The 23,297-nt window shown below is 63.7% G+C and carries 23 protein-coding genes and 1 tRNA gene; 15 read left to right on the plus strand and 9 right to left on the minus strand.

What is annotated here, in order from left to right; all coding sequences use genetic code 11:
- Positions 1 to 226: 226 nt before the first annotated feature.
- Positions 227 to 514 carry a hypothetical protein gene (locus tag C479_RS13405; RefSeq protein WP_049907400.1) on the plus strand — a complete coding sequence of 96 codons (288 nt, stop codon included), beginning with the start codon at positions 227 to 229 and terminating at the stop codon, positions 512 to 514.
- A gap of 25 nt (positions 515 to 539) precedes the next feature.
- The gene (locus C479_RS13410; protein ID WP_007703600.1) at positions 540 to 1,589 is read left to right on the plus strand and encodes an HFX_2341 family transcriptional regulator domain-containing protein; all 1,050 of its coding nucleotides are present in this window, start codon (positions 540 to 542) and stop codon (positions 1,587 to 1,589) included.
- A gap of 85 nt (positions 1,590 to 1,674) precedes the next feature.
- Here C479_RS13410 and C479_RS13415 read toward each other — a convergent pair whose 3' ends face one another.
- Positions 1,675 to 4,353 (minus strand): efflux RND transporter permease subunit, encoded by a 2,679-nt coding sequence (locus C479_RS13415; protein WP_007703601.1) that lies wholly within the window; start codon positions 4,351 to 4,353, stop codon positions 1,675 to 1,677.
- Positions 4,354 to 4,733: 380 nt separating this feature from the next.
- Here C479_RS13415 and C479_RS13420 point away from each other — a divergent pair, with 380 nt between their 5' ends.
- Together C479_RS13420 and C479_RS13425 are read left to right on the plus strand one after the other, a co-directional pair.
- Positions 4,734 to 7,523 carry a valine--tRNA ligase gene (locus C479_RS13420; protein WP_007703602.1) on the plus strand — a complete coding sequence of 930 codons (2,790 nt, stop codon included), beginning with the start codon at positions 4,734 to 4,736 and terminating at the stop codon, positions 7,521 to 7,523.
- A 270-nt stretch (positions 7,524 to 7,793) separates the two neighbouring features.
- On the plus strand, positions 7,794 to 8,087 hold the full coding sequence (locus C479_RS13425) for a DUF7344 domain-containing protein (RefSeq protein WP_007703603.1): 294 nt from the start codon (positions 7,794 to 7,796) through the stop codon (positions 8,085 to 8,087).
- 15 nt (positions 8,088 to 8,102) lie between these two features.
- Here the strand turns inward: C479_RS13425 and C479_RS13430 are convergent, their stop codons facing one another.
- From C479_RS13430 to C479_RS13440, 3 genes are all read right to left on the minus strand, one after another.
- On the minus strand, positions 8,103 to 8,786 hold the full coding sequence (locus C479_RS13430) for a DUF1405 domain-containing protein (protein WP_007703604.1): 684 nt from the start codon (positions 8,784 to 8,786) through the stop codon (positions 8,103 to 8,105).
- Positions 8,787 to 8,845: 59 nt separating this feature from the next.
- Positions 8,846 to 9,886 (minus strand): outer membrane protein assembly factor BamB family protein, encoded by a 1,041-nt coding sequence (locus C479_RS13435; protein ID WP_007703606.1) that lies wholly within the window; start codon positions 9,884 to 9,886, stop codon positions 8,846 to 8,848.
- Between the two features lie 126 nt (positions 9,887 to 10,012).
- Positions 10,013 to 11,113: an outer membrane protein assembly factor BamB family protein gene (locus C479_RS13440; RefSeq protein WP_007703608.1), complete on the minus strand. Its 1,101-nt coding sequence runs from the start codon at positions 11,111 to 11,113 to the stop codon at positions 10,013 to 10,015.
- A 262-nt stretch (positions 11,114 to 11,375) separates the two neighbouring features.
- Here C479_RS13440 and pdxS point away from each other — a divergent pair, with 262 nt between their 5' ends.
- Complete coding sequence (pdxS, locus tag C479_RS13445; RefSeq protein ID WP_007703610.1) at positions 11,376 to 12,287, plus strand: pyridoxal 5'-phosphate synthase lyase subunit PdxS; 912 nt, start codon at positions 11,376 to 11,378, stop codon at positions 12,285 to 12,287.
- Positions 12,288 to 12,322: 35 nt separating this feature from the next.
- Here the strand turns inward: pdxS and C479_RS13450 are convergent, their stop codons facing one another.
- Together C479_RS13450 and C479_RS13455 are read right to left on the minus strand one after the other, a co-directional pair.
- Positions 12,323 to 13,201: a homoserine kinase gene (locus tag C479_RS13450; protein ID WP_007703612.1), complete on the minus strand. Its 879-nt coding sequence runs from the start codon at positions 13,199 to 13,201 to the stop codon at positions 12,323 to 12,325.
- A 104-nt stretch (positions 13,202 to 13,305) separates the two neighbouring features.
- Complete coding sequence (locus C479_RS13455) at positions 13,306 to 14,898, minus strand: ATP-binding protein (RefSeq protein WP_007703615.1); 1,593 nt, start codon at positions 14,896 to 14,898, stop codon at positions 13,306 to 13,308.
- A 123-nt stretch (positions 14,899 to 15,021) separates the two neighbouring features.
- Here C479_RS13455 and C479_RS13460 point away from each other — a divergent pair, with 123 nt between their 5' ends.
- Complete coding sequence (locus C479_RS13460; protein WP_007703616.1) at positions 15,022 to 15,504, plus strand: hypothetical protein; 483 nt, start codon at positions 15,022 to 15,024, stop codon at positions 15,502 to 15,504.
- 262 nt (positions 15,505 to 15,766) lie between these two features.
- On the opposite strand, the gene C479_RS13465 is transcribed toward C479_RS13460, so the two are convergent.
- The gene (locus C479_RS13465; protein ID WP_007703619.1) at positions 15,767 to 18,019 is read right to left on the minus strand and encodes an NADP-dependent malic enzyme; all 2,253 of its coding nucleotides are present in this window, start codon (positions 18,017 to 18,019) and stop codon (positions 15,767 to 15,769) included.
- A gap of 154 nt (positions 18,020 to 18,173) precedes the next feature.
- Here C479_RS13465 and C479_RS13470 point away from each other — a divergent pair, with 154 nt between their 5' ends.
- A complete protein-coding gene (locus C479_RS13470) occupies positions 18,174 to 18,680 on the plus strand; it encodes a phosphopantetheine adenylyltransferase (RefSeq protein WP_007703621.1) in 507 nt (168 codons plus the stop codon).
- Between the two features lie 90 nt (positions 18,681 to 18,770).
- Here the strand turns inward: C479_RS13470 and C479_RS13475 are convergent, their stop codons facing one another.
- Positions 18,771 to 19,079, minus strand: coding sequence for a transcription factor TFIIB cyclin-related protein (locus tag C479_RS13475; RefSeq protein ID WP_007703624.1), 309 nt, complete (start codon positions 19,077 to 19,079; stop codon positions 18,771 to 18,773).
- 201 nt (positions 19,080 to 19,280) lie between these two features.
- Here C479_RS13475 and C479_RS16585 point away from each other — a divergent pair, with 201 nt between their 5' ends.
- The 4 genes from C479_RS16585 to C479_RS13490 all read left to right on the plus strand — a co-directional run bounded on the left by C479_RS16585 (position 19,281) and on the right by C479_RS13490 (position 20,472).
- Positions 19,281 to 19,454 carry a hypothetical protein gene (locus tag C479_RS16585; protein ID WP_007703626.1) on the plus strand — a complete coding sequence of 58 codons (174 nt, stop codon included), beginning with the start codon at positions 19,281 to 19,283 and terminating at the stop codon, positions 19,452 to 19,454.
- Positions 19,455 to 19,574: 120 nt separating this feature from the next.
- Positions 19,575 to 19,823 carry an antitoxin VapB family protein gene (locus tag C479_RS13480; protein WP_007703627.1) on the plus strand — a complete coding sequence of 83 codons (249 nt, stop codon included), beginning with the start codon at positions 19,575 to 19,577 and terminating at the stop codon, positions 19,821 to 19,823.
- A complete protein-coding gene (locus C479_RS13485; protein ID WP_007703629.1) occupies positions 19,820 to 20,218 on the plus strand; it encodes a PIN domain-containing protein in 399 nt (132 codons plus the stop codon). The genes C479_RS13480 and C479_RS13485 overlap by 4 nt, the downstream gene beginning before the upstream one ends.
- A 171-nt stretch (positions 20,219 to 20,389) precedes the next feature.
- A tRNA-Leu gene (locus C479_RS13490) sits at positions 20,390 to 20,472 on the plus strand.
- A 447-nt stretch (positions 20,473 to 20,919) separates the two neighbouring features.
- On the opposite strand, the gene C479_RS13495 is transcribed toward C479_RS13490, so the two are convergent.
- Entirely contained in the window at positions 20,920 to 21,156 is a 237-nt protein-coding gene (locus C479_RS13495) for an HVO_A0114 family putative DNA-binding protein (protein WP_007703630.1), read from the minus strand.
- A 297-nt stretch (positions 21,157 to 21,453) separates the two neighbouring features.
- On the opposite strand from C479_RS13495, the gene C479_RS13500 reads away from it, so the two are divergent.
- The 4 genes from C479_RS13500 (at position 21,454) to C479_RS13515 (ending at position 22,923) form a co-directional block, all read left to right on the plus strand.
- Entirely contained in the window at positions 21,454 to 21,726 is a 273-nt protein-coding gene (locus C479_RS13500) for a ribbon-helix-helix domain-containing protein (RefSeq protein ID WP_007703632.1), read from the plus strand.
- A 10-nt stretch (positions 21,727 to 21,736) separates the two neighbouring features.
- Positions 21,737 to 22,036 carry a type II toxin-antitoxin system RelE family toxin gene (locus C479_RS13505; RefSeq protein WP_007703635.1) on the plus strand — a complete coding sequence of 100 codons (300 nt, stop codon included), beginning with the start codon at positions 21,737 to 21,739 and terminating at the stop codon, positions 22,034 to 22,036.
- A gap of 51 nt (positions 22,037 to 22,087) precedes the next feature.
- Positions 22,088 to 22,345: a hypothetical protein gene (locus tag C479_RS13510; RefSeq protein ID WP_152415910.1), complete on the plus strand. Its 258-nt coding sequence runs from the start codon at positions 22,088 to 22,090 to the stop codon at positions 22,343 to 22,345.
- Between the two features lie 311 nt (positions 22,346 to 22,656).
- Complete coding sequence (locus C479_RS13515) at positions 22,657 to 22,923, plus strand: hypothetical protein (RefSeq protein ID WP_007703639.1); 267 nt, start codon at positions 22,657 to 22,659, stop codon at positions 22,921 to 22,923.
- The last annotated feature ends 374 nt before the right edge of the window (positions 22,924 to 23,297 follow it).

Raw genomic sequence — 23,297 nt, forward strand, 5'->3', positions numbered from 1 at the left:
ATTTTACCTTTCGATTTATCCGGTATAGGAGGCTATATCGGCTATCTTCCTTGAAATGAAATACTGCTTAGTGGATAGGGGCCGTCGTATTTCGCCGGATAATCTCACCGGTTCTGGGGGTGCTTTCTTACCAATTACTCAACTAAAACGGTCGTTGTTCCATCCTTGCTGTCACTGGGAGTTGCTGATGGACATCGATTTCACCGTTCGGTCCGATGCACTGAGTATGAACAGGCTCGTTCGAGCGGGTGAGCAGCGCTGGCACTTGCCAAGACACGCCCACATCGTCGTCTACGACCGTGACGACGACGGACTGTTGACGATCTACGACTGTGGCGCCGCCCAGAAGCCGCCGTCGGCGCAGTTGCTGGGAACGCTGGGGCGGATCGAAGCGCGTCACGAGGTGATCGACAATCCGACCGGCCGCGTCGTCACGCTCCGTGAGGAGTCGACGCTCGTCGCCACCGGCGAGCGACGCTACCGGATCACGACCGGCGACACTCGCCGGGTTTGAGTAGCCCGACTTCGAAGGCCTCGTCATGCAAACGCACATCGTTCCGGTCGGGTTCGATTACGACCGGCTCATCGCGCCGCTCGTCCGCGACCAGCGCGACGTGGATCGCGTCGTCATGCTCGAAGGCGCGGTCGGGAGCCAGGCGAACGTCGAGTACTCTCGCAACCTAGCGCGAAAGCTCGAGACCGACTTCGAGAACCTCCTCGGGGCGACGACCGAGCGGGTCGTGCTGGCGGACGTCTACGACTACGACGGTGCGTTCGAACAGGGGTACGAACTCATCACGGACGAACTCGACCGCGGCAACGAGGTCTGGGTGAACGTCGCCGCGATGCCGCGAACCGTGAGCTTCGCCTTTGCCAACGCGGCGCACTCGTTGATGGTCGAACGCGAGGCCGACCGGGACGTGATCCACACCTACTACACCGCCCCCGAGAAGTACCTCGAGACGGAACTGGCCGAGGAACTCCGGGCCCAGCGCGATCTGCTGGACGACCTGACCACGACACTCGCAGACGATGACTCAGAGACGGCCGTGCGCGAGGATGAGAGGATGGATGCCGACGCGAGTGCGGATGCTGATTCTCAATCCGCCGAACCCGGAGTCACCGACGACCGCCACCGGACTTCGGGGACCGCCGCCACACCCGGCACCCGGATCGAGGTCGACCCAGCCCGGTTGCGAGAGCGACTGAACAACGCGACGGACCTCTTGGCGGAGTTCGACGAACGGGGCACGACCATCGGCGCGAAGGAAATCGGCGACAGCCACGTCGTCGAACTGCCCGTCGGCTCGTTCTCGCCCGTCAAACCCTTCGAGGAACTCATCCTCTTCAAACTCGGAGAAGACGGCGAATTCGACTCCGTCTCCGAGCTCGCGGAAGCGCTCGCACGCGAGCTAAACGAGGAGTACACCGACAGCTTCCGTTCGAAAGTCATCTACACCGTCGACCGGCTCGGCCCCGGCGGCAAGGGCTACGTCGAACGTGACGAACAGGGCAAGTCCTACCGAACCCGCCTCTCGCCGATCGGCGAACTCTGGGTCCGCACTCACGCGAACCAGGACCTCACGTGACCCTGTCTGCTCGCGTGGGCGCGTGACGTATTCGAGGTCGATGGGGACGATATCAGCCCGTTTTTGCAATCCCGACCGAGCGCCTTTAGGCAATCCGCCGAAGCATTCGCTCGCGGACGACAAGCAGGCTCGGCAACACCAGGATGCACGCCAGGAAGGCGAAGACGATCGCCAGCCCGGTCACGATCCCGAACCGTTGGAGGGGCGGTGCGAGTGCGAGCGCCAGGACCCCGAACCCTGCGGCCGTGGTCAGCGCACTGCCGAGTAACGCGCCGCCGGTGCCCGTCACGGTCGCCGACAGCACGTCCTCGATGTTCGTCAGATCCGGATTCGCTTCGCTCCCCGCTCGATTATTCGAGGCTCCTTCGGAGTCCCGCTTCTCACGGCTCACTTCGTTCGCCGTTCGACTTTCCGAGATTCCTCCGGAATCTCGCTTCTCACTCACAAACCGTTCTCCTAAATGGATGCTGTAGTCGACACCGAGCCCGATCGCGAGGCTCGTGATGACGGCCGTTTCGCTGTTGAACGGCAGGTCGAGCAGGGCCATCGCGCCGAGCAAACAGGCCAGGGCGGCGACGACGGGGGCCATCGTAATCGGGCCGAGGGAGGGGGCGCCGTGGCGGATCCAGTACAGCGCGGTGAGGAAGACGAGGATGACGACCAGGGTGATCGCGAGCGCCTGTACGAGCGTCTCCAGGAGGGCGTCCTGGACGACCGCGGTCTGGACCGGGCCGCCGGTCGGCGTCGCCGAGACGGGCGCGCTGGCTTCGATTGCCGCGGCAAACGCCTCGACGTCGGTCGCGACGTCCTGGGCGCTGGCGTCGCCGCGAACGCTCAGGACGAGTCGGATCGAGTCGTACTCGCCGTCGGTGCGTTCTACGACCGTCGCGGTCTGCTCCGCGTCGGTCTCGTAGAGTACGTCGTACAGCCCGGCAAGGTCTTCGTCGGGGACGTCGTCACCGTTGGTATCCCGCTCGTCGATCGCCTGGGCGACGGATTCGTTCGTCGCGGCGAGATCGCGGGCGAGCGTGAGCGGTCCGTCGACGGCGGCGCTCCCGTCCGGTCCGGCGTCGATCGTTCCCCACTCGCCACCACTCGTCCTCGTCTCCTCGATCGCGGCCAGGATGGCCGGATCCGTGAGGGCTCCCTCCGAATCGGACGGTCGTATCAGTATCTCTGCCTGCGATCCCTCACCACCCGCGCGGAAGTTCTCGCCCAGATACGTGGCGTCGTCGGCGATCGTATACGTCCCCGCGGCCAGCGGACCCGGGAGGGATTTCGCCCAGTCGGGCGCGTCACGCGGGAGGAAATCCGTCTGGTTGAACTCGGTGTCGATCGTCGTCGCCCCGTACGCGCCCGTCGAGGCGAGTACCACCGTGACGAGCACGACGGCGATGGGGGCGCGTCGGGCTAGCGTGACACCTGCCGACAGGAGTCGGTTCACCGGGCCGGGGGTCGACCCGAACGCCGGCTTCGCTCGATCCCGGCCGAATCGGTTCTCGAGCAGTCCGTCGACGACAATCTTCAGCGCGGGGACGAAGACGCCGAACGCGATCAGCGTCGCGAAGATGCCGCCGCCGGAGAGAATCGCGAAGTCCCTGACCGCGGCAAGCGGACTGACGACGTTCGAGAGGAACCCGACGCCGGTCGAGAACGTGGCCGCCGCGAGCGCGAGGATCACGCCCCCGAGGCCGATCGCCATGCCGGTTCGAACGTCGACGTCCGAATCGACGCCGGTGAGTTCACCCGTTCTGGCCTCCCGATAGCGCATGATGACGTGCAACGAGTAGTCGATCGCCAGCCCGATCAATAAGAACGGGACCGCGATCAGGAGCTGACTCGACGGGATCTGCAGCCAGCCCATGAGACCCGCGAGCCACGCCATCACGACTGCGATTCCGGCGATCGAGAGGAGGACGTCGACGACGTCCCGGTAGGTAACTCCGAGCGCGAATAACACGAGGACGAGCGCGACCGGCGTGATGATCGCGAAGCTGTCTCCGACGGCGTTCGTCGAGGCTTCGTCGGTGATCCCCTGGCCGAAGACGAAGCCGTCGTCGAAGCGCTCGTCGAACAGCGTCTCGAGTTCGACCTGCGCGTCGTAGGCCGCCTGGGGCTCCTCGTCGTCGGCCGTGCCGTCGCTCTGGAACGTGAGGATCAGTCGCGACTCGGCGTCCGTACTTCCGGGTTCGTAGTCGTTCGGCAGAAACGCGGTGGCGTCGGCGCCGGTGGCGCCTCCCGGGTGGCCTGTCTCCCCGGAGAGGACGTCGCCCACAAGCGACTCGACTTCTTCTGGTGAGCGCGCTTCGAGGGCCGCGATCTGCTCGTCGAGAGTTGGCTGGCTGGTGTCGGGTTGTCCGTTCGCCGTGGCGGCGCGATCCTCGAAGACGGCCGCGGTGGCGACGATGTTCTCGATGCCCCGGAAGCCGGGTTCGGCGAGCGTCGACTCGACCGACGCCCGCTCCCGTGCGTCAGCCTGCAATCGGAGTCCGTCGAGGAGCGATTCCTTCGTGAGCACGTCACCGCCCTCGTCGCGTACGACAAGTTGGGTGACGATGCGGTCGTCGGTCTCGTAGTTCGTGGCGACGTAGTCGCCGGCGCGAGTCTCTGGGGTGTCCACGTCGAATTCGCCGATACCAGCACTTCCGGCGTCACCCACTGCGGCGCCCGCTGCGACGACGGCCGTGAGCACGACGACCGCGATCAGCACGGCTCGGCTGTGTTCGGCGATCCACGCGGCGTAGCGGTCGGCCAGATCGGCCATCTTATCGCCGCCTCCGTTCGTACCAGTGCGTCCAATTCGGTCGTTCTCGCCCGGTCATTGCTCGCCTTTCGCTGCCGATCGGTCATATAGGTTGGTTCGTGTCCAACGGCGTGGGATTGGCCCCTGACGCGAAACACCTAACAGGAATGAAGGTGAGGTGCCCGTATGGACGAATCCGTCACCGAGCGCCGGTTCGGCGGGTCCTGCGGAACCGTCTTCGTAGGGGCCGTCTAGGCCCACCTTTCCTCCCCGTTTCGACGGATGTATTGTCGCCGACTGAAATACGACGAACAACGACCAGTACTACCGATGTTTGACGCTCAGACTGACACTTGGCTGCAACCGATGTATCGACGGCGCCCGATCCGGGCGGTGAGACTATGACCCGCGAGGGCGACCGAAGTGAGCGCTCGGACGAAGCGAGCGGTGAAACCGCGAGCCGCGAGGCCGAAGCGCACACGCCCGAACTCGCCGGGGAGTACGACGCCGAGGCCATCGAATCCCACTGGCAGCGCCGGTGGGTCGAGACCGACACTTACGCCTACGAGGGCGATCCCGAACAGGATCCCAACACCGTCTACTCGATCGACACGCCGCCGCCGACGGTCTCGGGAAGTCTGCACATGGGCCACCTCTACGGGCAGACACTGCAGGACTTCGCGGCCCGTTTCCAGCGGATGGTCGACGGCGACGTCCTCTTCCCGTTCGGCTACGACGACAACGGCATCGCGAGCGAGCGCCTCACGGAGGACGAACTCGATATCCGCCACCAGGACTACGAGCGCCAGGAATTCCAGGATCTCTGTCGTGACGTCTGTCAGACGTACGAGGCCGAGTTCACCGAGAAGATGCAGGGGCTCGGCACCTCGATCGACTGGAATCGTACCTACAAGACGATCGAGCCGCGCGTCCAGCGCATCTCCCAGCTCTCCTTTCTCGACCTCTACGAGAAGGGACGCGAGTACCGCAAGAAGGCGCCCGCGATCTGGTGTCCCGAGTGCGAGACGGCGATCTCTCAGGTCGAAGTCGAGGACGACGAGCGTGGCTCGCACTTCAACGACATCGCGTTCGGTATCGCCTCGGAGGGAACCAACCGCGAGGAGTTCGTCATCTCCACGACGCGTCCGGAACTCATCCCGGCCTGCGTCGCGGTCTTCGTCCATCCCGAAGACGACGACAACCAGGACCTGATCGGCGAGACAGCTCGCGTCCCCATCTTCGGCCACGAGGTGCCGATCATCGAAGACGAGCGCGTCGACATGGAGAAGGGCAGCGGGGTCGTCATGTGCTGTACCTTCGGCGACCAGAACGACATCGAGTGGTACCAGGCCCACGACCTCCCGCTGCGCGTCGCCATCGACGAGACCGCGACGATGACCGACCTCGCCGGGGAGTACGAGGGCCTCTCGACCGAGGAAGCGCGCAAGGCCATCGTCGAGGATCTGGACGAGGAGGGCGCACTCCGCGACCGGTGGGAGATCACGCACGCCGTCGGCGTCCACGAACGCTGTGAGACGCCCGTCGAGTACCGCGTCTCCAAGCAGTGGTACGTCGAGATCCTGGACCACAAGGAGGAGTACCTGGATGCCGGCCGGGAGATGGACTGGTACCCCGAGAAGATGTTCACCCGGTACAAGCACTGGATCGAGGGGCTGGAATGGGACTGGCTCATCTCCCGCCAGCGCGATTCGGGGATCCCGTTCCCGGTCTGGTACTGTGAAGAGTGCGACCACCCAATTATGGCCGACAAGGCGGACCTGCCGGTCGACCCGCTGAGCGACGAGCCACCGGTCGAGGCCTGTCCGGAGTGCGGCCACGCGGAATTCGAGGCCGAGGAGGACGTCTTCGATACGTGGGCAACGTCCTCGCTGACGCCGCTGATCAACGCCGGCTGGGACTGGGACGGCGAGGGCGCAAGCGAAGCGAGCGACCTCGGAGCGGAGAGCGGGGAGCGTCAGCGACCCGCGAACGGCGGAGACGGCGGGTTCACCATGGAGCACCCGGAACTCTATCCGTTCGATCTCCGCCCGCAGGGCCACGACATCATCTCCTTCTGGCTGTTCCACACGGTCATCAAGTGCTACGAGCACACCGGCGAGGTGCCGTTCGACGCGACGTTGATCAACGGTCACGTTCTGGACGAGAACCGCGAGAAGATGTCCAAGTCGCGGGGCAACGTCGTCGCCCCCGACGAAGTGATCGCGGAGTACCCCGTCGACGCGATCCGCTTCTGGGCGGCCAGCGCCGCGGTCGGCGACGACTTCCCGTATCAGGAGCAAGATCTTCGGGCCGGTGAGAAGCTGTTGCGAAAGCTCTGGAACGCCTCCAAGCTGGTCGACAGCCTCGCCCCGGCCGATCCGGCCGAACCCGACGAGCTCGCGCCGATCGACCGCTGGCTGCTGGCCGAGCTCGACGACGCCATCGCGGATCTGACGGCCCACTTCGAAGCTCACGAGTACGCGAAGGCACGCGACCGGCTTCGGACGTTCTTCTGGAACACCTTCTGCGACGACTACCTTGAGATCGCGAAGGAACGCGAGGGTGATCCGTCGACTGCCTACGCGCTGCGGACGGCCCATCGCACCTTCCTCGAACTGTGGGCCCCGTTCCTCCCGCACGTCACGGAGGAACTCTGGCAGGCGGTGTACGCTGAGAGCGAGACACAGGACGCGGGCGATGACGCTCTCGAGTCTGCGAGCATCCACGTTCGCGATTGGCCCGCTCCGGAGGGCTACGAGGCCGATCTCGATGCCGGTGAGACCACGATGGACGTCATCTCGGCGCTCCGGCGGTACAAGAGCGAGAACCAGCTCCCGCTGAACAGCGAACTCGACGCCGTCACCGTCTACGGTGCGATCGACGGATTCGAGGACGTCGTCCGAACCGTGATGCACGTCGAGGACCTCACGGTGAGCGACGACGACCCCGACGTGACGACCGAACTCTCCGATATCAGTCTCGACTACTCGACACTCGGACCCCGATACGGTGAAAAAGTGGGCGAGATCGACGACGCCATCGACGACGAGGCGTTCGAACTCGACGGGGACACACTGGTCGTCGCCGGCGAAGCACTCGAACCGGACCTGTTCGAGGTCTCCCACGAACGGACTTACTCGGGAGCCGGCGAGATGATCGAGACCGAGTCGGCGATCGTCGTCGTCGAGTGAGGCGATTCGGCCGTCGTCCTCGTCGGCTGTTTTCATGGTCTTCGTCGAGTGAATGTCCGCGTTGGTCGTTGTTGGCGTCGTTCGCTGCTGTCGGCCAACTACCGGACACGGCCGAAGAGAACATCCAATAGTAATAGTTATGTGCGTTCCGTGTATCTGCCCACCCGTGGCCGTGTGAGTGCAGGACACGGACGGCCAACGAGAGACCGACTCGATATGAACCCCCACATCACACACTCGCCCCGGAGATGCACCGACCCCAACCTTCCAGTGAGCGTCGTGCTCGAGACGCTCTCGAACGAGTGGCGACGTCGAACACTCTCCTTGCTGTCGGGGCACGAGACGATGACGGTCGACGACTTGGCCGAGACGCTCGCCGTCGAGGCAGGCGACCGTCCGGCCGACACGCTCCGCCTCGAACTACACCACTGTCACCTTCCGAAATTGGCCGACGCCGGACTGGTACGCTACGACGCGGAACGCGACCGCGTCCGCGTCCGGACAGACCTCGGCGAACTCGATCCGCTGCTCGAGGCCGTTCGAGCGAGTGATCGCGTCGCCTAACCGGCCGGACTTGCGTCACTTGTCTCTCGTTACGTAGACGTGTGTCGAGAACGCGAGAAAGAGCGCGAGCAGTGTGAGGACGGTCGCCCCCGCCCCGGCAACGCCCAGCGCGTCGGCACCGAGGGCGATCGGTTCGTCGGGGGCGACGGGAAGCGTCGTGTGGTGGGGCTCCCCGACCACCGGCACGAAGTAATCGACGACGAGATCGACCGTGTACCAGCCGAGCGCGACGGCGATCGCCCAGGGCGGAAAGTCACTGATCCGATAGAGGACCAGCGCCTGGAGCGCCATCGCCAGGTGGCTGCCGAAGAGGAAGGCGTACATGGCCGGCGCGATTCCCTGCGCGGCGAACTGGTCGGCGAAGACGACGAGCGTAAACGGCGTCCACAGCCCCAGTATCAGGTTTCCGAAGAAGGCCAGCGCGGTGAGCCAGGGTTGTTCGTACCCGAGCTTCCAGGCCGCGATCGCGAGTGCGATCAACAGCGTGGCGAGCGGGCTGTCGGGGACGAACGGCCACATGACGGTCGCCGTCTCGACGAACTGGTAGCGATAGTACCAGAAGCCGAAGGCGGTCCCCGCGAGGTTCACGGCGACGACGAGCCAGGCCAGCCGCAGACCCAGCTCCTCGAGTCGGTTCGGCACGGGTGCGAGCCATCGGGGAAGGGTGGGTCGGCGAGTCTCTTCGACGGCTACTGCCATCGGTCCGATACACTCAGTGAACCCGCAAAGAGGTAGCGGTTCGATTCACACAACCTCGATTACGGGAGTTCGTACCGACTCACCCCCGACCAATGGGCGACCAGAACGTGTTCGCCCACGATGGCGTGTGAACGCGGCGTGTTCGTGCCGGTCGAGCGCGCGAGTCGTGTTCTATCCCGGTCAAAGACGACGATCGCGTGCCCAGTCGACCCGGCGATGATTCGGTCGTCGACGAGTTGGGGGGACGTGTAGGTTGGCCCCCCGAACCCCGGCTCGTCGAACCGCCAGAGCCGATCGCCAGTCGTCCGATCGAACGCGTACAGGTTTCGTTCCCCTGCCACGTAAATTCGGTCGCCGTCTACGAGCGGTCGTGTCCAGCACGGAAACGCTTCCGTCTTCCACTCGATTCGACCCGAGGAGCGGTCGATCGCCCGGACACCGCGATCCGCGACGGGTGCATACACCAGTTCGTCACCGACTGCCGGTGTCGCGGTGATCGGGTCGTCGAGCGTGTGCCACTGTTCGGTCCCATCCTCGCGGTCGAAACAGCGAAGCCCGTCCTTGCACGGGACGAAGACTCGATCGTCCGTCATCGCCGGAGATCGGTCCGTCGCGTCTTCCGTCCGGGTGTCCGGTGCGAGGACCGACTTCGACCATCGGATGCGCCCATCGTTTCGACCGAGCACACTGATGGCATCTGTCGTCTGGATGGCGAGCCCGGCTCCGTCGATAGTGGGGGTGAACGCCAGGCCTCCGGACAGGGACTGCGTCCACTCGATGTCGTCGTCCGGGGTAACGGCGCAGAGGATGGCGGTCCCGTCGATCGCCAGTGGGACGACGAGTCGGGCCGCCCGTTCGTCGACAGCCGGTGTCGCGGCGATGGATGGCACTCGGCCAAATTGGGCCCGATCGTCCAACGGTCGCGTGCGGCCGTCTGATCCGTCGAGTGCAAGTCCCACCACGAACGTGTCCGTGCCGACGTACACCATGTCGTCGAGTACGCGCGGCGCCGTCGTCGGAACGGGCATCCCGAGATCGACGGTCCAGTCGGGACTGATTTCGGTGGGAGTGCTGTCAACCGTCGATTTGTTTGCGAACATAGAACATCCAGGTAGCAGACTCGCCCCGGCTACTGCAATCACGTTCCGACGCGTCTTGGGTATATTTTTCATCATCACTCCAAAAATCTGGGTAGTATTAGTGTGTACGATCGTTTTGCTCGTCAACTACGGGAGGTCGTACCGACTCACCGCCGTTCGCTCGGCGGCGACGATGCCATCGTCCGTCACAGCGTGGGCGAACTTCGTGTTCGTCCCTGTCGAGCGGGCGCGGAGCGTCCCTTCACGATCGAGAATCAGGACGGCGTATCCCGACGAGCCCACGACGATCCGGTCGTCGACGAGCGTCGGGTCCGTGTAGACGGCCCCGCCGAAGTCGCCACCGTCGGTGTGCCAGACGAGATCGCCGCTCGTCCGCTCGAACGCGTACATATCACGTACCGCCGCGACGTAGACCCGATCGTCGCCGACGACTGGCGTCGTCCAGGATTCGAACGGGTCGGTCTCCCAGTCGACTCGACCCGTTTCGAGGTCGAGAGCTTTGACACCGTGGCGAGAGACGGGAACGTACGCCCGGTCGCCGTCGACCGCGGGGCGCTCGGTGACGGCTCTGTCGAGGGAATTCCACAGTTCAGACCCATCTTCGCGGCTGAAACACTGGAGTCCGTCTTTGGTGGGGACGAGTACCCGGTCTTCGATCAGGGCTGGTGAGAGGTCCGCGTGCCGCTCGTGCCCGCTCAATCCGGCGGTCCGGATCGATTTCGACCACAGTATCTCCCCGATTTCGCGGTCGAGGAGGCTGACGGCTTCGTCCGTCTGAATCGCGATTTCGTCGCCGTCGACGATCGGCGCGAACCCGGAGCCGCCGGGGAGCTTCGTCTCCCATTCGATGCCCGTCTCGGGGTCGATGCTGTAGAGCGTTCCCGTGTTCGCGAGTTCTGTCGGCACGAGGAGGCGGCCGGCCGTTTCGTCGACGGCCGGATTCGCGGTGACGTCTCTCACGGCTGGTGAACCGAGGAAGGTGTCCAGTAGCTTCCGCCGATTTCCCGGACGCTCGAGGGGAATTTCGATGAAATCGAACCCGTTATCGACGTACACTGAACCATCGAGGACGCGGGGTGCCGCTTTTGGTGACTGCGCGTCTAAATCGGCGGTCCAACCGGGTTGGAGTTCGGTGACGTCGATCGATTCGCGGTCGCTCATCGAGCAGCCAGCGATCATCGACGATCCGATCGCGGTCAGCACGGCCCGCCGCGAGCGTTCGATCATCGTCGGCGAGGCGGTTGCTGTGTGCTGTACCGCACGATCGAAACCGGTATGGACGGTCGCTTGGTTCCGTCGACGGAGGGCATATACTCTGCCTATAATTTAAAAATTAAATATACTTTTCGATAGCTGGTTACCGACGCGAATCACCGTTCTCGCCGCCTGTTCGCCTGTGGTAGCACTGAACGTTCCTCCTGGCTGGGCAGCTACAGATCGAATTGACGGAAAGGATACGCGTAAGTAAGGCGGGGGCAAAGCCGGCAGTATGACCGAGACTGCGACCGATCTGGAGGATCTCCGACGGGGGACCGACCTCGTCAAGCGAGGCTTCGCACAGATGCAGAAGGGTGGCGTCATCATGGACGTCGTGAATCGCGAACAGGCGCGCATCGCCGAGGACGCGGGTGCCGTGGCCGTCATGTCTCTGGAGGCCGTCCCCGCGGACATTCGCAAGCGCGGCGGCGTCGCGCGGATGGCCGATCCTGCGGACGTTGCCGAGATCATCGACGAGGTCTCGATCCCGGTGATGGGGAAAGCCCGGATCGGCCACACGAAAGAGGCCCAGATCCTGGAGGCCACGGGCGTCGACATGATCGACGAGTCGGAGGTACTCACACCGGCCGACGACGCCTACCACATCGACAAGCGTGGCTTCACCGCGCCGTTCGTCTGCGGAGCGCGCGACCTCGGCGAGGCACTCCGTCGGATCGAGGAAGGTGCAGCGATGATCCGTACGAAGGGTGAGGCGGGGACCGGTGACGTCAACCAGGCCGTCCACCACCAACGCACGATCAAGGGCGCGATCCGCGAACTCGCGGGGATGACTCACGAGGAACGCGAAGCATACGCCCGCGAGATCGAGGCACCCGCCGAGCTCGTCCACGAGACCGCCGAGATGGGTCGCTTGCCGGTCGTCAACTTCGCCGCCGGCGGCATCGCGACGCCCGCCGACGCGGCGCTCATGATGCACCACGAGTGCGACGGGATCTTCGTCGGCAGCGGCATCTTCGGCGCGGAGAATCCGCGAGCCATGGGCGAAGCCATCGTCGAAGCCGTCAACAACTGGGACGACCCCGAGCGCCTCGCCGAGATCGCGACGAACGTTGGCAAGGGAATGAAAGGCGACGCGAACGTCGACCTGTCGGACGAAGAGAAACTGCAAGGTCGCGGCGTCTGAGACGAGGACGAGGGACGCGACCGGGACGAACGCACCTACACGAACACTTCTGCGCCCCGCCCGACGCTCGTCTGGTAGGCGCGGCTGTCGACACCGTGCTCGGCGAATGCGTCGATCATTGCCGACGCGACGGCCTCGCGCGTCCCGTCCTGACAGACGGCGAGGACGGTCGGGCCGGCGCCGCTCACTGTGACGCCCGTCGCCCCCGCCGCGGTCGCAGCCTTGCTGACCGCGTCGTAGCCGTCGATCAGGGCCGCTCGTGTCGGGGTGACGACGCCGTCGGCCATCCCGCGTCCGACGAGTTCGGGATCGTTCCGTGCGACTCCGGCGGTGAGCGTCGCCGCCGCACCGACAGTACCGACGAGATCATCGAGCGAGAGTTCCGACGGGACCACCGCCCGTGCGTCCCTGGTCGAGACGACGATGTCGGGCAGGCAGGCGACCAGCGACAGCGAGGTCTCCATCGACGTGATTCCCTCCGGTGTGGCGATGGTAAAGCCACCGAGGATCGCGGGCGCGACGTTGTCGGCGTGTGCCTCGCCGGAGACGACAGCTTCGCCTTTCGCCGCGATGCGAACGAGCTCCTCCGGATCTGTCTCGCGGCCGTAGAGCGCGTCCAGTGCGACGGCGGCGCCGGCTGCACTCGCCGCCGACGAGCCGAGCCCCGAGGACGGTCTGACACCTTTGTCGATCGTGATCGACGCCGGTGCGTCGAGCGCCTCGGCGACGGCTCCAACGGTGTTCTTTCGCGGATCCTCCGGGACGTACTGGCTGCCGATTCCCTCGACCGTGATCGTCGTCTCGGCGGCTTTCTCTACGTGAATGACGTCGGCCGGGCGAGCCAGCGCGAGGCCGAACACGTCGAACCCGCTCCCCAGATTCGCGCTCGTCGCCGGCGCCCGGACCGTGACCATGGTGACTCTCGTGCCAGCCTGCTCAAAAATGTAGCGGGCCGTTCGGTCGGGGTCGACGGGCCGACTGGGACGGCTCTCCGGACTGCTTGGTCCCAAGTAGCCAGTTACCCGAGCTGCGTTCGATACTGATTGAGCCCGGCGACGATGGCAACGGCGACGATCGCGTAGACGAGCACCACCGTAATCATCGCCAGTGCAGTTCCGACACGCCGCTCGATTCGGCCCGCCGACCCGCGTTGGTAGGTTCCAAATGCCGTTTGCCGAAACCGGAGACAGAGTGTGGTGTATCGCCGTCTGAGCGACTGATAGAATCCCGCGTGGGTGGCCGCGATGACACCGTAACAGTAGACGATCAACTGTGCGATCTCCCAGAGGGGATCGTACTCGTCGGGTTCGTCCAATGGCGCCTGCCGGCGTCGAGACACCGACCCACCGTCGGTCGTGCCACTCGCCTGTACCGAGGCGTCGGGTTGGGGCTCGCCGGCTTGCCCGTGGCTCGCCGGGGGTGTCCCCGCACCAGAATGCCCCTGGTCGGCTTGCGCCGGCGGTTTCGGTGTGGCAGTGCTCGGTTCGGCGGTCGCCGGTTCCGTCCTCGGGCCGCTACCTGCCTGTCGTCCGTCGACACTACCGGCCGGCGACGGTTGTTCGGCTGACGCTTCCTGGAGCGACGGCTGTGTGGGTTCGATGTCCACGTCGCTCAGGTCCCAGTTGCTCGTCCGATCCTGGGCCGAGCCGCCGTCGTCTTCGGGCCGTGGCTCCTCCGTGGCCGGCTCCGGGTCCTCGGTCGAACCGGTCGTGTCGCCGCTATCACCGTCGCCGTCGTCGGCCGTGTTCTCGGTCGCCTCGTCGTCCGCTTCCGCCGTTCCAGTGACGTGGTCTTCGCGGGCCGATGGCGGCCCGTAGGCGTCCTCGAGCGTCGGCGTCGATCCTCGATCGATCGTCTTCTTCCGGCGAAACTGGACGCGGGAGAGTTTCTCGTCCCAGTCGGTCATGACGAGCGCCTCCCCGTCGTCGAGCGACTGGACGCTCTCGGCCGCGTCCCCGCCGAGAATTCGACCCGCGACCTTCGTGTCATTCTCCCAGGTGAGGCGGTGCCAGACGAGCCAGTCACACTGCGTGATGTAGTCCTTCGCGACTGCGGCCGGTCGCTGGGACATCGCGACGACGCCGAGTCCGCGCTTTCGGCCACGTTTTGCCACGCGGACCAGCATCTTGTGGACGTCGTCGCCACCACCGCGTTCGGGAATGAATTCGTGGGCCTCCTCGACGAACAGCAAGAACGGTTTCTGGTGTTGTTTCTCCGCGACGAAGAGTTCGCGGACGACCGCGTGTATGACGTCGTCGGCCACCTCCTCGTCCATGTAGCCGGAGACGTCCAGGATGATCGGCACGTTCTCCTCCAGCGCGAGGTCGGCGATCAGCGGCGCGTCTTCGGCCGTAATCTCCCGATCACAAGCGTCGTCGCCGCCGACCTGGAGTAGTTCGTAGCGATCTTTCAGGGCGCTGTACTCGCCGTCCGTGTCGATGATCAACAGCCCCAGGCCTCGATCGAGCAGTTCCTCCGCGACGACGCTCGCCGTGTTGGACTTGCCACTGCCGGACTTGCCGGTGATGAACCCGCGTCCCGTAAGGACGTCGTTGATTGGCAGCGAGTAGCCCTTCTCCGAGACGGGGAAGCGCTCGATCGATTCGGCCATACCTTTCGGGTCTCGCTATGTAGTCCCCCCATATATGCTTCCCGTCCGATCCCCGACTGGTCACCTCGCCCGATGGTCACCAGTTCCTCAACGTTTTTGAGGGAGCACCCACGTGAGTAGGGCATGAATACGGATCGCATCGTCGATTTCCTGACTAGTCGGGTCGTCCTCACCGTCGTCCCGTCGACGATTCTCCTCACGCTGGCGTTCGTCGGCATCGCCGTCGTCGTCGAGGGCCTGGTCGTCACCAACCTCGTGACCCGACTTCCCGTCTACGTCCTCGTCTTCGCACTCGCCTTCATCGTCTCCCTGCTCAAACTCGACAACCGCAACCGCGACGGCATGCAGATCCTGATCGCCACCGCCGGCATCGGGTTGGCCGCCGCCCTACTCTTCGGCCTGGCTACCGAAGGCGCGTTCTACCTCGCCTACAATCCGACGGCGCTCCTCAGGCGCGGCCTGATCGTCGTGTTCCTCGCCGCCGGCATCATCTGCACCGGCCTCGGCATCTGGGGCATCCGCCACTGGCGCGAGTTCGTCACGGCGACTACTGCCTCCCCCTCGACGACCGCCAGCGACGGCGGCATGAACGACGCGTACAAGTGACGCTGTACCGGTTGCAACGGCCGGTCCTCGCTTTTCTTGCTCTGGCCCCGCTACTCGCGGGTCGCTGCGCTCACCGTTCGTCGGTCCGAGGATTCCGCTCACTACGTTCGCTCAATCCTCGCTACTCGCGGGTCACTCCGTTCCCCGCTCGTAAAACCGCGGTTTTCGGGCTGCCGCCCTCAAACCGCGCTACTCCTCCACGGCTCACTTCGTTCGCCGTTCCGGTACGAGGCCTTCGCTCCCGTTGGTCGCTCAGCCCTCGCTACTCTTGCGCATCGACGACCGCAACCCCGGCCAGGTTGACGATATCCTTGACCTCGTCACCCCGCTGCAACACGTGAACAGGCTCGTCCATCCCGACGAGCATCGGGCCGATCGCGTCGGCGCCGCCGAGACGCTGGAGGAGCTTGTAGCCGATGTTGCTCGCCTCCAGGTTGGGGAAGACGAGGACGTTCGCGGGCTCGTCCAGGTCCGAGAAGCCGTAGGTCCCTTCGAGGATGTCCTCGACGACGGCCGTGTCGGCCTGCATCTCGCCGTCGACGGGGAAGTCGACGTCGGGGTCGTTTCGGAGCATGTTGGCTGCGCGGCGGGGCTTTCGCGTTCCCTCGTTGTCCACGCTCCCGAAGTTGGAGTACGACAGCAGGGCGGCTCGCGGTTCGACGTTGAACCGGCGAGCGAGGTTCGCGGTCTGCTGGGTGACCTCGGCGAGCACTTCCTCGTCGGGGTCCATGTTCACCGTCGCGTCCGCGATGAAGATGACGCGGTTCTTGAACGCGAGGAGGTAGACGCCCGCGACGTGGTCGACGTCGTCGGCGGTCCCGATCACCTGCAGTGGCGGACGGAGTGCGGAGGGATAGTTGTGCATCAGCCCGGTGAGGAGCGCGTCGGCGTCACCCTCTTCGACCATCACGCTGCCGAAGTAGTTGGTGTCGCGGCGGATTCGATCTTTGGCTTCCGACTGTGAGAGTCCCTTGCGTTTTCTCAGTTCATAGAGCCGGTCGGCGTACGCGTCGTAATCGCCCGCCATCGGATCGGCGACGGTCGGCTCGAAGTCGAGACCGAGGTCGGCTGCCGTCTCGGTGATTCCCGCCTCTTCGCCGATCAGTATCGGCTCGGCGATCCCCTGTTCGGCGAGTTGGTAGGCCGCCCGGATCATCTTCTCGTCGTCGCCCTCCGCGAGCGCGACGCGTTTTGGATCGCTCTTGGCCTTGTTGAGGACGACCCGCATCATCTCGCGGGATTTGCCGAGGCGGGCCTCGAGTTCGGCTTCGTACTCGTCGAGATCGAGTTCGACGCGAGCGGCACCGGAGTCGATCGCGGCCTTCGCGACCGCCGGCGCGACGCGGAAGAGGACCCGCGGGTCGACGGGTTTCGGGATGATGTACTCGGGGCCGAACTGGAGGGGCTCGTCGCCGTAGGCCTTGACCACCGCGTCGGGGACGTCCTCGCGCGCCAGGTCGGCCAGCGCGCGGGCGGCGGCGACCTTCATCTTCTCGTTGATGTCCGTCGCGCGCACGTCGAGCGCGCCGCGGAAGATAAAGGGGAACCCGAGGACGTTGTTGACCTGATTGGGGTAATCGGAGCGCCCGGTCGCCATGATGACCGAGTCGTCGCGCGCCGCTTTCGCGTCGGGGTAGGTGATCTCCGGGTCTGGATTGGCCATCGCGAAGATGATCGGGTTCGTTCCCATCGAGCGGACCATCTCCTGGCTGACGATACCGCCGACCGAGAGGCCGACGAAGACGTCAGCGCCCTCCATGGCATCCGCGAGGTCGCCCTCCGGGATGTCGCGAGCGAACTGACGCTTGTACCCGTTGGCATCGCCGCTCTCTGCCCGTGCGGCGGTGATGATCCCCGAGGAATCACACATCGTGATGTTCTCTTTCTGACAGCCGAGCGAGACGTAGAAGCGGGCCGTCGCGATCGCACTCGCGCCGGCGCCGGAGAAGACGATCTCGAGATCTTCGAGATCCTTCCCGGCGACCTCGGCCGCGTTGAGCAACGCCGCGCCGGAGATGATCGCCGTCCCGTGCTGGTCGTCGTGGAAGACGGGGACGTCCATCTCCTCGCGGAGGCGTTCCTCGATCGTGAAACACTCGGGAGCGGCGATGTCTTCTAAGTTGATTCCGCCGAAGGTCGGTCCCATCATCGAGACGGCCTCGACGAACCGCTCGGGATCGTCGGTGTCGAGTTCGATGTCGAAGACGTCGATGTCGGCGAAGCGCTTGAAGAGCACGCCTTTCCCTTCCATCACGGGTTTGGATGCTCGAGCGCCGATATCGCCGAGTCCGAGCACTGCGGAGCCGTTCGAGACGACGCCGACGAGATTCCCCTTCGCGGTGTACGTGTAGGCGTCGGTTTCGTCGTCGTGGATCTCCATACACGGTGCCGCGACACCCGGTGAGTACGCGAGTGAGAGATCGCGCTGGGTGTTCGTCGGCTTCGTCGTCGAAATCTCGAGTTTTCCCGGGGGGTCCAGTCGGTGATAGTCGAGTGCGTCCTCGTCGAGTCCCATACCCCGACACTGACGTGCCCAGATACAAATGTTGTGAGGATCACGCGGGCCGAGCGGTCGCCGCCACACAGAGAGGGGGCGGCGATTGCCGGTACCGCCGCCCGTGGAACGGCAGTTTCGACTCTTTTATACTCGCGGGGTCGAAGAAGCGGGTATGCAGGTCGCGCTCGGTGGCACGTTCGACCCGGTTCACGACGGCCACCGTCGACTCTTCGAACGCGCGTTCGAACTCGGCGACGTCACCGTGGGGCTGACGAGTGACGAACTCGCGCCCGCGACACGCCACGTCGACCGCTACGTCCGCCCCTACAGCGAACGCGAACGCGATCTCCGTGCGGAACTCGAACGCCTCGCCGATCCGCGCGGACGAGACTTTGATATCCGCGAACTCGAGGAGTCGACCGGTATCGCGACCGAACCGCAGTTCGACGCCCTCGTCGTCTCGCCGGAGACGGTCGCCGGCGGCAAGCAGATCAACGAACTCCGTCGCGAGCGCGGTCACGACGCGCTCGAACTGATCGTCGTTCCCCACGCCCGCGCCGAAGACGGCGACATCATCTCGAGTACGCGCATCGTCAACGGCGAAATCGACGAGCACGGCGCGCTGACGCCGGATCGGGACGGACGCGACCGGAATTCCGATTCGCAATCGACCGAATAGGGCCAAGCGATCGCAGTCGTGCGTGTTGTCGTCGCGATCGTGCGTCTGCGTTTTTGCCCGTCTGTTTGAGCGTGTATGTGTCTGTGTCCGTTACCAGCCCGGTGCGTCCAGCCCGGCCGCTTCGAGCTGGTCCTTCCATCGTGACTGAATCGAGAGTCGCGAGACGTCCACGGCGTCGGCGACCGCACCCTGGGTTCGCCCATCACTGCCGATCAGCGCGGCGGCGTACAGACTCGAGGCCACGACGGCCCGTTTCGACCGATCGGTCTCCGGAACGTCCGAGAGAAAGAGGTCGACGGCCGTCGACCGGATGTCGTCCGACAGTTCGAGTTCGTCAGCTGCTCGCTCTAGCTCTTCGATCCACTTCTTCTGGGCGAGTCGTTCGCGCGCGCTGTACACACCGTTGGATTGCGCCCGGTGGGGCATAAATCCGCCCCCGGTGTCCGTCTCGCTCGATGAGTATCATGGAACCCTCGGTGTCCAAGAACTCGCTACTGATACCCGCTCGACCCGGTGAGTCACGAGTTCGTTGGCTACGAGGCTCTTACTTAGGAGGGTGGACCACGCACTCTTGCTGACGCGTCGCGGCCCCGGTGTCTCATGACCGAACCCACGTGTAAACTCGTCTGTACCGGCTGCGGCCTCGAGATGGGCTATCGAGAACGATCGCTGGCCGAACAGGCCGCCGAGCACCACCAGCGCCGCGACGACGAACACGTGACCTTCATCGTCCCCCCGGACTGGACGCCCGAAGAGCCGGTCACGCACCGATGATCGACAGGTTCCCATCTGGTGGCTAGAACGGAGCGTAGCCACATTCCGATCAACTCACTAGTGGAGCGATGATCGATGACCCAAAACACGAAGTAGCGTCAACGCGAATGTCAACGCACGATGGGTGCTGCGAACGAACAGATTCGGGTTAGTGAAACGGTAAAGCGGAAGATCGAACGCCGGCGACGAGGAAACGAGAGTTATAACGACGTTCTAGAGCGAGTCCTCGGCGAGCAGGATAGCGGCGACTTCGAGGACGGTTTCGGCCGATGGTCGTCTGACGAAGCCGATCGCGTCCGTGAGGAACGTCGGAAATCGAAGGCAAAGCGCAAACGACGGATGCGCGATCGGCCAACTGATTCGGCATGAAGGTTCTTGACGCGACGTTCTTGATCGACTATCTGAGCGGTGTCGAAGCAACCCGTGAGTTTTACAGTGCGAACGGCGGATCCGATACCCGTTGGATCGCTCCGGCCCCGGCACTTGCAGAGGTTCTCGTCGGCGAAGGGAACCTTCCGGACGGAGATGTCGACGCTGCTCGCGCCGATCTCGGCTGGGTCGATGTCCAACCCATCGACGAGCGGACCGTCGCCACTGCGGGTGACATTGCGGACGAGGTTGCACCCGGTGGGCCGTATCTCGATGGGCCAGACGCATTGATCGCGGCTGTGGGTCGCGAGTTAGATGCGCCGGTCGTCTCTGCGGATTGCGATCTGACTCACGAGGAAACCCGGTCGGTCGTCACCGTCGAAGCGTATCGCTAATAGGGTCGTCACACGCTGAGTCGCTCCCCCGTTCGAATCGGTTACCACGACACTAGAATTACGGACGCAGTCACCTGTTCTGCCGCGGGAAGTCAGGTTTTTATAGATCCCACGAGCATCTTCGATCAGACGTTCCCGTTCACTCCCGCTGTGGAGTAATTGGGATGTTGCGCGCGGGTAGCCAAGTGGCCAATGGCGCAGCGCTTAGGACGCTGTGGTGTAGACCTCCGCAGGTTCGAATCCTGTCCCGCGCATACCGCCGCGAACAACCGTGAGCGGCGTGTATGCGCGACAAGGGATTCGAAGTAGACGAGTCGCAGCGCGAGCGAAGCGAGCGACCGTCTCGGCGTGGTTCGAATCCTGTCCCGCGCAGCAACCTTTTGCGCTGTCGTTCGGAAGACGCGGAGCGTCTTCCGTGATGACGAGAGGCGCATTGCGCCTCTCGAACCACGGTCTATCGCGCTGGCGGCGTTGCCGCACAGCGCGATGTCCTTCGGCAAAAGGTTGATCAAAAGCACTCCTCCTTCCGTTTCAGCCGCGCTCTGCGCGGCTTCCACATCGGTCGTCGGCCCGAGCGCTTCGCGCTCGGTGAACGGCTTCCTTCGGGTTCTTCGAACCGCTCACTCGCCGACAATTCCTGTGAGACAACGAAGGAAGGCCTACGACATTGTCGTCTGATGTAATCGCAGTCACTACGGTAGTTATGGAGCTGTCGTCCCAACATCCCCGTTCTGCCGAGCAACTGGGATATCGATCTCGAGGCCGTCGTAGGCCAGTTTCGGCGTTTTCGCTTGCCCCGCTTCGCCGCTGCCGAACGTGATGACGCCGATATTTTCGAGATCTGAGAGGTTTCGGTGAACTTGCTTGTAGTCGCGTCCTACCAGTTTAGCGGCGTCGCGGATACTCTTGGGCTGCTGTTTGGTATCGTCTCCGAGCATTTCCGATTGTTCGAACTGAGCAGGCGACTAGCAAGCCGTTCGAGTCAGAACCAATATCGCCGACGGCGACTTTGAGCGTTGGGCTGGTGTGCCTCTCCTGATAGTGTTTGAGGCTGGAGGGTCTCCTGAGACGGGCAGACCTCTTCCGTGCCTGTGCGGAACAGCCAATGGTCGTCTTCCTAAATGGTTGGCTGCGGGAACCGATATGGAAGTGTGGGATGAACAACCTTTCTTGAATGCCTATCCCTCAGTGGGCTGGGCGATAGGTCTTTGAGTACCACGCTCGTACCACGAGGTATGAGCACGGACGCGGACGACAGCAACGGGGAAATGGTGAAACTCAACGTCAAGGTCCCGAAACAGCTCTTAGAGGAGCTAGACGAGCTCTCTGCGGAATTGCACTACTCGAACCGGTCGGAGTTCATCAGGGAGGTTCTGCGAGATACCACGGAACCGATCCTTACTCCAGGCGCACAGGAGGGAATTTCGCAGGGGTACGCGGATATTGCGGCTGGTCGAACGACCAGCCACGAGGAGATGAAGGAACGGTTCGGGATCGAGGACGAGTGAGGGCTGATCTGTGGCTCACAATCTCGAATACGCCGAGACGATTCAGGAGACGCTGGAACAACTCGAAACAGCGGATGCACGCCGCATCATCACGAAACTGGATTCGATTCTCGAGTTTCCCGAGCACTTCCTCGACCGCCTGAAGAACCATCCAGGGTACAAGCTCCGTGTCGGTGACTTCCGCGTCCTGATCGACTGGGACAAAGACAATGGGGTCCTCTACGCCATCGATGTGTTCGAGCGCAAGCGCGAGTACCGAGAACTCGGGAAGTATCGTGAGGTGTGGGGGTCGTGGCGCGATACGGAGTAGGGCCGCAATCAGGGTAATGGGGCCAGACGAAGACACGAACTTCGCGAGCAGATGGAGGACGTTAGCAGTGGACTGGAGAGTTCGCTTCGAATTATGGGGGTGCGTTTCGTCGAGTGGGACGACAACGATGCTTCGTTTACGGACTACGCGGTCGCGTGTCACATGGACGAACTCGGAATCGACTATCTCGTGACTCCCGACCACCACTCCCAGCTGTTCGACGTCGTCACGGTCCCGAACGTGCACTCCTCTGAGCCGAGCGACGATTTGAACGACTGGCACCGGCGTCTGCTACGCTATCGTAGCTAAGAAACGGGCCATCGTTCATCTATCGTGCACACGTCCAGTAATTATATATTCTCTCACGTATTCTGTCAGAACGGAAACCGCGCTCCGTCACTGACGCGGGGACATGCAGGTGAAATGTCCCGGGTGGACCTAGCACCCGAGACGCGGTTTCCAAACCCATGAGCGGATTTGCAAACCATGCTTAGAGAGATACTACCGAGTCAAAAAGGAATCGCCCGCCTTTCGGATAGCCAGCGCCAGCTTCTCGCACCGTTCGGTTTAGAATCCAAAACCCAGCCGGTTCTGCTCGCCAGTTCGTCGGAGGTGCCCTGATGGGACGTTACGAATACGACGAGCAGCGATCGGGCCCCGCGTGCGAGCGGTGCAACGTCGAACTCACGGCGGATCACTGGGTTCGACTTGAAGCGCTCCACCAGGGGACGCGCTCGGATCGATACGAGGACGGTGTCCGGCTGGTCTGCGTCGATTGCGTGGCAGCCCTCGGACTCCTCGAATTCGCCGGTCACGATGAGCCGAATCCGGTGGAGCCGCCGGACGCTAACCGAGTCCCATCGGATCCCGCGCAGGGGAACGAGTAAGATCTGGCTAGGTGATTGATACGCTGTGTCGTGCCCCACTGCAGATTGGAAGCATTTGTTTCACGCACACGCGAGCGAGTGTAGTTGTTGGTGACAACACCCGGCTGTTCCGTTCGATTGTTGGTCCCGTGAGTGCGTCATTCTTGAATAGATCCCGTCGTCAGTGCTGTTCGGCCGCTCGACCCCGCCACATAAACCCCGTCTTACCTGTGACTCTCTTCGTGGGTGATATCTGGCGGTACGAGCCCCGATAGGTCTGTATTTCGCCATTACTTCGCCGGCGCTCACTCAATCTGAAACTAGAAGACTTATTACGGATACCTTGTAATATCGCAGACACCCCTACCCGGGAGGCAGATAGCCATACCGTTCGC

The sequence above is a fragment of the Halovivax asiaticus JCM 14624 genome, from assembly GCF_000337515.1.
GTDB classification, from domain to species: domain Archaea; phylum Halobacteriota; class Halobacteria; order Halobacteriales; family Natrialbaceae; genus Halovivax; species Halovivax asiaticus.

Excerpts from the sequence above, each read along its gene's own strand:
- C479_RS13500 (WP_007703632.1), top strand. The coding sequence starts at position 21,454 with ATGAGCACGGACGCGGACGACAGCAACGGGGAAATGGTGAAACTCAAC.
- C479_RS13470 (WP_007703621.1), top strand. The coding sequence starts at position 18,174 with ATGCAGGTCGCGCTCGGTGGCACGTTCGACCCGGTTCACGACGGCCAC.
- C479_RS16585 (WP_007703626.1), top strand. The coding sequence starts at position 19,281 with ATGACCGAACCCACGTGTAAACTCGTCTGTACCGGCTGCGGCCTCGAG.
- C479_RS13450 (WP_007703612.1), bottom strand. The coding sequence starts at position 13,201 with ATGGTCACGGTCCGGGCGCCGGCGACGAGCGCGAATCTGGGGAGCGGG.
- C479_RS13405 (WP_049907400.1), top strand. The coding sequence starts at position 227 with ATGAACAGGCTCGTTCGAGCGGGTGAGCAGCGCTGGCACTTGCCAAGA.
- C479_RS13420 (WP_007703602.1), top strand. The coding sequence starts at position 4,734 with ATGACCCGCGAGGGCGACCGAAGTGAGCGCTCGGACGAAGCGAGCGGT.
- C479_RS13465 (WP_007703619.1), bottom strand. The coding sequence starts at position 18,019 with ATGGGACTCGACGAGGACGCACTCGACTATCACCGACTGGACCCCCCG.
- C479_RS13485 (WP_007703629.1), top strand. The coding sequence starts at position 19,820 with ATGAAGGTTCTTGACGCGACGTTCTTGATCGACTATCTGAGCGGTGTC.
- C479_RS13440 (WP_007703608.1), bottom strand. The coding sequence starts at position 11,113 with ATGATCGAACGCTCGCGGCGGGCCGTGCTGACCGCGATCGGATCGTCG.
- C479_RS13430 (WP_007703604.1), bottom strand. The coding sequence starts at position 8,786 with ATGGCAGTAGCCGTCGAAGAGACTCGCCGACCCACCCTTCCCCGATGG.
- C479_RS13455 (WP_007703615.1), bottom strand. The coding sequence starts at position 14,898 with ATGGCCGAATCGATCGAGCGCTTCCCCGTCTCGGAGAAGGGCTACTCG.
- pdxS (WP_007703610.1), top strand. The coding sequence starts at position 11,376 with ATGACCGAGACTGCGACCGATCTGGAGGATCTCCGACGGGGGACCGAC.
- C479_RS13460 (WP_007703616.1), top strand. The coding sequence starts at position 15,022 with ATGAATACGGATCGCATCGTCGATTTCCTGACTAGTCGGGTCGTCCTC.
- C479_RS13415 (WP_007703601.1), bottom strand. The coding sequence starts at position 4,353 with ATGGCCGATCTGGCCGACCGCTACGCCGCGTGGATCGCCGAACACAGC.
- C479_RS13495 (WP_007703630.1), bottom strand. The coding sequence starts at position 21,156 with ATGCTCGGAGACGATACCAAACAGCAGCCCAAGAGTATCCGCGACGCC.
- C479_RS13480 (WP_007703627.1), top strand. The coding sequence starts at position 19,575 with ATGGGTGCTGCGAACGAACAGATTCGGGTTAGTGAAACGGTAAAGCGG.
- C479_RS13435 (WP_007703606.1), bottom strand. The coding sequence starts at position 9,886 with ATGTTCGCAAACAAATCGACGGTTGACAGCACTCCCACCGAAATCAGT.
- C479_RS13515 (WP_007703639.1), top strand. The coding sequence starts at position 22,657 with ATGGGACGTTACGAATACGACGAGCAGCGATCGGGCCCCGCGTGCGAG.
- C479_RS13410 (WP_007703600.1), top strand. The coding sequence starts at position 540 with ATGCAAACGCACATCGTTCCGGTCGGGTTCGATTACGACCGGCTCATC.
- C479_RS13510 (WP_152415910.1), top strand. The coding sequence starts at position 22,088 with ATGGAGGACGTTAGCAGTGGACTGGAGAGTTCGCTTCGAATTATGGGG.